This is a genomic window from Streptomyces durbertensis, from assembly GCF_014156695.1.
Lineage (GTDB): Bacteria > Actinomycetota > Actinomycetes > Streptomycetales > Streptomycetaceae > Streptomyces > Streptomyces durbertensis.
In genome coordinates this window covers 1-7,297 of the sequence record NZ_WMLF01000268.1, presented here as the reverse complement: position 1 = coordinate 7,297, position 7,297 = coordinate 1, and the positions used below count along the sequence as shown (strand labels likewise).

The following is a 7,297-nucleotide window of genomic DNA, read 5'->3' as shown; positions in this document are numbered from 1 at the left end:
GGGAGGCGCCCGTCCCGCCACAGGAACCCGACCTGGTGCACCAGCAGCCACACCAACAGGTAGTTCGCGTACGCCACCTGCTCCAGATCCAGCGCGAACCTCGCCGTGTCGGCCGCCGCCACGCAGCCGACCAGCACCGCCACCACCGCCCAGCCGGCCCGCTCGTGCAGCGGATACAGCAGCGGGGTGAGCACCACCACGACCAGGTACGCGGTCAGGAACCACAGCGGGATCGTCACCAGCCACCCGGCCGTGCCGACCAACTCCGGGTCCGCCCCCAGAGCGCGCGCCACCAGCGCGCACGCCGCGACGGCGAGCGCGAACACCGTCGTCGGGCCCAGGAGCCGCCCCGCCCGCTTGAGCAGCCAGCCCGCCGCGTCGCCGCCGTCCCGCCGGTGCGCGCCGAACGACGCGCCGTTCACATAGCCGCCCACCAGGAAGAACAGCGGCATCACCTGGAACAGCCAGGTCAGCGGGCGGCTCCACGGCACGGTCGCCAGCGCGCTGAACCCGTCGAGCCCGTCCTCGTCGGTGTAGGTGACCGCCACGACCAGCCAGTGGCCGAGCACGACCATCGTGATCGCCAGGGCCCGCAGCAGATCGACGTACCGGTCCCGTTCCGGCGGCGTCAGCTCCACCGCTCGCCGCACCTGACGCAACACCAGACCACCACCCCGGTCGCCACGGCGGCCCGCCCCTTCCCGGACGGCACTCGCGCAAAACTACCCGAAAGAGCACAGAGCGGCAGGGAGGCCCGCAGCGCGCGTCAGACCGCGTCGGGCCGCCTCACCGACCGGCTCGACGTCACCGACGGCTTCGACAACGCCGTCGAGGCGTTCCTCGGCATGCTGCGCGGAGAGAACACCGGCAAGGCGGTCGTCCGCCTCCCCTGAGGTGGCAAAGCGGGTTGACCGCTCATCTGCCGCGCCGCACGGTGGAGTTGACGGGCGGGCGCGCGGAGTCCGGCCGCGCGAGGGGGAGGCGGCGGACATGGACCCGGACGAGACCCAGCCATCCGAAAGCCAACGGCCACCGGTGGACGCCGGATCCACGGAGGAGCCCGTCCACTTCCTGGAACACTGGCGCGACGTGACCGGGCGACTGGCCGCCGCCGCGGCGATCGGCACTCTCGGATCCCTGCTGTTGTTCGCCCTGTGGCGGAACGCCGACCGCGTGGACGACCTGTACATGCTGTTCCTGTGGGCGCTGCTGTACCTTGCCGCCGGCGCCATGCTCACCATCGGCTTCCTCCCACCGCTGATGACCCGCTGGACCGTCCTGGTGGACTGCTCGCCCCAGGGCGTCAGCCACGGCGGCGTCACCCACCCCTGGGCCACCGTGCGCTCACTGCGGCTCGGCGCGGAGAGGGGCCGCCGCACCTCCACCCGGTACCAGCTGGAGGTGCGCCTGGACGAGAGGACCGTACGCGTCCGCAGCGTGCGGTGGCGCGACCGGGCGCACGAGCTGGCCGAGGCGGTCCAGCGGTTCGCCCCCGGCACACCCGTCGAACTGGACCCGGACTCCGTCTTCGGCCCCGGGGGAGACCCCCGCGCCGGACGAACGTCCCGTGCCGCGACCGCCGCGCTGGTCGCCGCGACCGTCCTCCTCTGGGTCCTCGTCTGCGCCGCAGTCCTCCGCTGGGCCCCCGGCCTCGTCACCCTCTCCTGAGCCCGGCCCGCCCGGCGGATGTGGCCCGCGCCACACGGTGTCACACAAGCCCGAGCACCGGTGTCCCGTGGTCGAACCCCTGAAACGTCAGGAGAGAGACCATGGGACACCACATGACACACGTCGTGGTCGTCGGCGGCGGCTACGCGGGCGTCATCGCCGCCAACCGCCTCACCCGGCGCGACGACGTGACCGTGACCCTGATCAACCCGCGCCCGACCTTCGTTCACCGCATCCGTCTCCACCAGGTGGTCGGCGGCACGCATGACGCGCTTGTCGACTTCCGGAAGGTCCTGTCCGACCGGGTCCGGCTGCTGGTCGACTCGGTGGCCCGGATCAACCCGGCCGAACGCGACGTGGCCCTGACCGGCGGCGGTTCGGTCGGCTACGACTACCTGATCTACGCCGTCGGCAGCGGGGGAGCCCGCCCCGACGTGCCGGGCGCCGCCGAGCACGCCCACCCCGCCGCCACCCTGGAGGAGGCCCGCGCACTGCGGTCGACCCTCGCCGAAGCACCCGCGAACGCCCCGGTGACCGTCGTCGGGGCCGGCGCGACCGGCATCGAGATCGCCGGCGAGCTGGCGGAGGAGGGCCGCGACGTCACCCTCGTCTGCGGCGGCGTACTCGCCCCCGCCCTGCACGAGCGGGCCCGCCGGTCCCTCGCCCGGCGGCTGGCCGCGCTCGGCGTGACCGTGCTCGACGGCCCCGGCAGCAGGGTGACCGAGGTGACCGGGTCCGCCGTGCGGCTCGACGACGGACGGGAACAGCCGAGCGCCGTGACCGTCTGGACCGCCGGATTCGGCGTCCCCGACCTGGCCGCGCGCAGCGGTCTGCGCACCGACGCCCTGGGCCGCCTGGTCACGGACGAGACGCTGACCAGCGTCGACGATCCGCGTGTCCTCGCGGCCGGGGACGCGGCGGCGCCGTCGGACCTCCCGCTGCGGATGAGCTGCCAGACGGCGACCCCGCTGGGCGCGCACGCCGCCGACACCGTCCTCGCCCGGCTCGCCGGCGAGCGGCCCGAGCCGCTTGACATCGGCTACTTCGGCCAGTGCGTCGCCGTCGGCAGCCGTACCGCCGTCCTGCAGATCGCCGCCAGGGACGACACGGCGAGGCCCTTCCACCTCGGCGGCCGCCTCACCGGGAAGATCACCGGGAAGATCAAGGCCACCGCACTGGACCACCTGACCCACCACCTGGCGGCCGAGGCCCGCAAGCCGGGCTCGTTCACGTGGCGGTTCAAGGACGGCAGCCGCGCGCGTCTCCTGCACGCCAGGCGGGACGAGGCGCTGACCCGCTGAACGCGGGCCGGGCCCCGCCCGGCCCGCCTTCGACCTTCGAACACGTTCGACCTCCGAACGAGGGAGTGCGAGACACATGACCGACCACCGCGACAGCGACCCCGACCCGGCGACCGAGACCTTCGTGGCCCACCGGAACCTGCTCTTCACCGTCGCCTACGAGATGCTCGGCTCGGCCGCCGACGCGGAGGACGTCCTCCAGGAGACCTGGCTGCGGTGGGCCGCGGTCGACCCGGAGCAGGTGCGCAACCAGCGTGCCTACCTGGTCCGGATCACCACCCGCCAGGCACTCAACCGGCTGCGGACCGTGAAGCGCCGCAGGGAGGCGTACGTCGGCCCCTGGCTTCCCGAGCCGCTGCTCACCGCGCCGGACGTCGCCGAGGACGTGGAACTCGCCGAGAGTCTCTCGATGGCGCTCATGCTCGTCCTCGAAACGCTGTCACCGACCGAGCGCGCGGTGTTCGTCCTGCGTGAGGTCTTCGACGTCGACTACGACGAGATCGCCGCCGCCGTCGACAAACGCCCGGACGCCGTCCGGCAGATCAACCACCGGGCGCGCCGCCACGTCGACGCCCGCCGGCCCCGGCAGGCGGTGTCCTCCGGCCAGACCCGCGCGGCCCTCGACGCGTTCCGCGCCGCGCTGGAGACCGGGGACCCGCAGAGCCTGCTCGACGTGCTCGCCCCCGACGTCGTCCTCGTCGGCGACGGCGGCGGGGTCAGGCAGGCCGTGCTGCGCCCGATCGTCGGCGCGGACAAGGTGTCCCGCCTGTTCTTCGGCGGTCTGAGCAAGGTCGGGGGCGGCTTCAGCATCGAGCCGACGGTGGTCAACGGCAACCCGGCCTTCCTCGTCCGCCTGAACGGCGACCTCGACGGCGTGCTCGCCGTCCGCGTCGAGGACAGCCGCGTCGCCGGGATCTACTACGTCCGCAACCCCGAGAAGCTCTCCCGCATCACCTCCGAAACCCCCCTCACCCTCCGCTGACCGCCCCGGGCCCCCGAGGCGGCTCCGGCGGTGAACCCCCTCGCCCGCGAGGCCGGGGAAGGGAGCCTGCGCGGTGTTACCGACCGGGCCGGAAGGGCCGGAAGGGCCGGAAGGGCGGGAGGTATCAGTCGGTCGGCCGGCGCCACCGGTCGGCCGCCCGCCCGCCTTTCATGCCTTGGTGACGGCGGCGGCCTCGCCCTGGGCGGCGGAGGAGTCCGCCGACGGCTCCTTGTCGGTGCCGCCGGGGGCGGCGGTGTCACCGGAGTCCTGGGGCTCCGGTGCCGGGGCGCGGTTCGGGAGCCTCACGGCGACGGCGACCGCCACCAGGGAGAGCAGCGCCGCGACGACAAACGCCAGCTTCATCCCGCTCACCTGCGCGGACACGGCGTCCGCCCCGCCGGCGACCAGGCTGCTGCCGCGCGCGGACATCACCGTCACCACAAGCGCCGTACCGAGGGCCGCGGACACCTGCTGCAGCGTGCCGAGCATCGAGCTGCCGTGCGAGTACAGGTGCGGCGGGAGCCCGCCCATGCCGAGGGTGAAGCACGGGGTGAACGTGGCGGCGAGGCTGACCATCAGCAGCGTGTGCAGCGCCAGGACCAGCACAAACGGCATCGTCGTCGAGATCTGGGTGAAGCCGGCGAGCGCGAGGGTCATGCCGATGGCGCCGGGCAGCACCAGCGGGCGGCTGCCGAACCGGTCGAACGCCTTCCCGATCGTCGGCCCCAGCAGACCCATCACCAGGCCGCCCGGCATGACCAGCAGCCCGGTCTGCAAGGGGCTGAGCCCGCGCAGGTTCTGCAGGTACAGCGGCAGCAGGATCATCGAGCCGAGCATCGCCAGGAAGCCGACCGACATCAGGACCAGGGACAGCGTGTAGGTGCGGTGCCGCAGCGTGCGCAGGTCCATCAGCGGCACACCGCCGCGCTGCAGCCGCAGCTGCCGGAAGACAAACAGCGCGATGGTCGCGAGACCGGCCGCGGTCACGCCGACACCGGTGCCGACCCCGCCGTGGCCCTCACCGAAGAGGCTCAGCCCGTACACCAGACCGCCGAAGCCGAGCGCCGCCACAGCCACGCTGAGCCAGTCGATGGATCCCGCCTTCGGCTCGCCGATGTTCTCCAGCTGCCGCAGCCCGAAGAACGTCACCAGCCCCGCGATGGGCAGCACGACGAGGAACAGCAGCCGCCAGGAACCGAGTTGGAGGATCACCCCGGAGACGGCGGGCCCGAGCGCGGGCGCCACCGAGATCGCCAGCGTGACGTTGCCCATCACCCGGCCGCGGTCATGCTGGGGGACCACCACCATCAGGGTGGTCATCAGCAGCGGCATCATCACCGCCGTGCCGGCGGCCTGCACGACCCGCCCCAGCAGCAGCACCTCGAACGACGGCGCGACCGCGGACAGCGCCGTACCGGTGAGGAACACACCCATGGCTATCGCGTAGGCCTGGCGGGTGGTGACCCGCTGGAGGAACCATCCGGTGACCGGGATCACCGCCGCCATCGTCAGCATGAAGGCGGTCGACACCCACTGCGCCGACTGCTCGGTGATCGCGAGCGAGTCCATCAGCCGCGGGATCGCGTTGACCATGATGGTCTCGTTCAGGATCACCACGAACGTGGCCAGCACCAGCAGCCGGACCACCGCCGGCGTGCGGCCCGCTGGTGGGGCCTGTTGTTCTCGGGTCGCAGTGGTCATACAGCACCTCGCTGGGGTTCCTGGTCGCAGTCGCCTCCCAGCCAGGGGCCTTCGGCGTGGACGCGGGCCGGTCAACACTGTTGGACCGGCCCGCCTGGTACAAGTCATCGGTCGCCCAGAGTGTTCCGCATCGCGGTGCGAACTCGCACGGGCTTTTTCGCCCGGTCACCGAGTGCGACCGCTCGCCGTCCAGGCCCGGCCGGCCGCGCGATCGGCGTGCCGGTCGAACTCGACGGCAGCACCCTCACCCTGCTGGAACAGCGGTCCGCTGAACCGCGAGCGCCGCCGCGTCGAGGCTCAGTCCCGCTTCTCGCAGGACTTCTGCCGCGTCAGCACCTCCGAGACGATGCCGGACAGCTCGCCGATGACGGCGTCCTGGTCTCCGACCCGCTTGGCGACCCTGATCTCGGCCGCGGGCTCGCGTCCGTACGTCAGTACGGTCCTCTCCCCGTCGCGGCTCCGCTCCTCGTTCACGACCCAGTCGACGCCGTTCACCGACGAGCAGGGGGCCGAATCCGGGACGTTCGAGATGTTGCCGCACCGGAGGACGACGTGGCCGCTTCCCCACACGGCCGTCCCTTTCTGGTTGGTGTCCTCGCGTTCGTGTCCGGCGAGCCGCTCCGGGGCACTGCCCACGAGATCGGCGCACTGGGAGCTCTCCCCGCCGGGGGCGGCCGAGACGTTGTAGGAGTCGGTCGAGATCGCACAGGCCGTGAGAGCGGTGGCGCACACGGCGAGCACGCCGGCCCGCACCAGGCGCCGGGTGGTGACGGTCTTCATGGGGTGGTCCTTGTCCGGGTGTCCCCGTTGTCGGTTTGTTGTCGGCCTTCGTGGTCGCTCCGCGTCGGGCGGCGCTCAGCGAGCGTCGGGGTCGCCGTAGCCCAGCAGGTCGCCCGGCTGGCATCCCAGTTCCCGGCAGATCGCGCTGAGCGTCGAGAAGCGGATCGCCTTCGCCCGGTCGTTCTTCAGCACGGAGAGGTTGACCACCGTGACACCGACGCGACCCGCCAACTCGGCGAGGGTCATGCCGCGTTCCGCGAGCAGCCGGTCCAGGTGGACCTTGATCCGGTGGTCCTCCTCCGGCGGCATCAGACAAGCCCTTCGGTGTCCGCGCGCAGCCTGGTGCCCTGCCGGAACGCCTCGGCCAGCGCCGCGATCAGCACGCCCAGCAGAAGCGGCGCGGTGGAGACGGTGTAGACGAAGGGGACTGCCTCGGCGACAGCGGTGTCGGCCACCAGCAGTTGCGTGGTGATCGCCTCCACGAGGGGGCCGAGCAGGCCGATGGCGACGGTCGCCACGGCGATGGCGAGCAGGCGGCGGGCGTTCCTCGGCACGAAGACGTCCCCGGCGCGCAGCGTGCCGGCGATGCGCAGCAGCAGGAAGAGGACGAGGGCGAGCAGCAGACTGCCCGCGACCTCGGGCAGGGCGAGCAGCATCCGCTGCGGCAAGTCCGGTTCGGCGAAGGCGACTTCCGCTTGGCGAGTGCCGCCGAGTGTCACCGGCCCGCTCGCCACCGCGTCCGGCACCCGGGCGGCGGCCTCGGTCTCCACCTCGCGCGTGTTCACGGGGTCGATCGTCCCCACGATGCCGAGGATCGGCAGCAGTACCCCGAAGACGCCCGCGAGCGCCAGCGCCACTCCGAGGC

Annotated in this window: 9 protein-coding genes; 4 read left to right on the top strand and 5 right to left on the bottom strand. The window is 72.6% G+C overall.

The annotated features are described in order from the left end of the window. Window positions 1-575, bottom strand: a 575-nt coding sequence (locus GL263_RS17490) for an acyltransferase family protein (RefSeq protein ID WP_182856661.1), incomplete at its 3' end; no start/stop codon positions are given. Here GL263_RS17490 and GL263_RS29265 point away from each other — a divergent pair. The 4 genes from GL263_RS29265 (at window position 558) to GL263_RS17470 (ending at window position 3,951) form a co-directional block, all read left to right on the top strand. After that, window positions 558-893 carry an MDR/zinc-dependent alcohol dehydrogenase-like family protein gene (locus tag GL263_RS29265; protein WP_182856663.1) on the top strand — a complete coding sequence of 112 codons (336 nt, stop codon included), beginning with the start codon at window positions 558-560 and terminating at the stop codon, window positions 891-893. The two genes, GL263_RS17490 and GL263_RS29265, sit on opposite strands and share 18 nt — an antisense overlap. Before the next feature lie 97 nt (window positions 894-990). Further along, on the top strand, window positions 991-1,668 hold the full coding sequence (locus GL263_RS17480) for a hypothetical protein (protein WP_182856660.1): 678 nt from the start codon (window positions 991-993) through the stop codon (window positions 1,666-1,668). Between the two features lie 101 nt (window positions 1,669-1,769). After that, on the top strand, window positions 1,770-2,969 hold the full coding sequence (locus GL263_RS17475) for an NAD(P)/FAD-dependent oxidoreductase (protein WP_228456587.1): 1,200 nt from the start codon (window positions 1,770-1,772) through the stop codon (window positions 2,967-2,969). Window positions 2,970-3,045: 76 nt separating this feature from the next. Next, complete coding sequence (locus GL263_RS17470) at window positions 3,046-3,951, top strand: RNA polymerase sigma-70 factor (protein ID WP_182856659.1); 906 nt, start codon at window positions 3,046-3,048, stop codon at window positions 3,949-3,951. 168 nt (window positions 3,952-4,119) lie between these two features. Here GL263_RS17470 and GL263_RS17465 read toward each other — a convergent pair whose 3' ends face one another. From GL263_RS17465 to GL263_RS17450, 4 genes are all read right to left on the bottom strand, one after another. Continuing rightward, window positions 4,120-5,652: an MDR family MFS transporter gene (locus GL263_RS17465; protein WP_182856658.1), complete on the bottom strand. Its 1,533-nt coding sequence runs from the start codon at window positions 5,650-5,652 to the stop codon at window positions 4,120-4,122. Between the two features lie 297 nt (window positions 5,653-5,949). Then, window positions 5,950-6,432: a DUF3515 domain-containing protein gene (locus GL263_RS17460; protein ID WP_182856657.1), complete on the bottom strand. Its 483-nt coding sequence runs from the start codon at window positions 6,430-6,432 to the stop codon at window positions 5,950-5,952. Window positions 6,433-6,507: 75 nt separating this feature from the next. Then, the gene (locus tag GL263_RS17455) at window positions 6,508-6,741 is read right to left on the bottom strand and encodes a helix-turn-helix domain-containing protein (protein WP_182856656.1); all 234 of its coding nucleotides are present in this window, start codon (window positions 6,739-6,741) and stop codon (window positions 6,508-6,510) included. Beyond that, the coding region (locus tag GL263_RS17450) for a DUF2975 domain-containing protein (protein ID WP_182856655.1) at window positions 6,741-7,297 on the bottom strand (557 nt) is incomplete at its 5' end. The genes GL263_RS17455 and GL263_RS17450, both read right to left, overlap by 1 nt.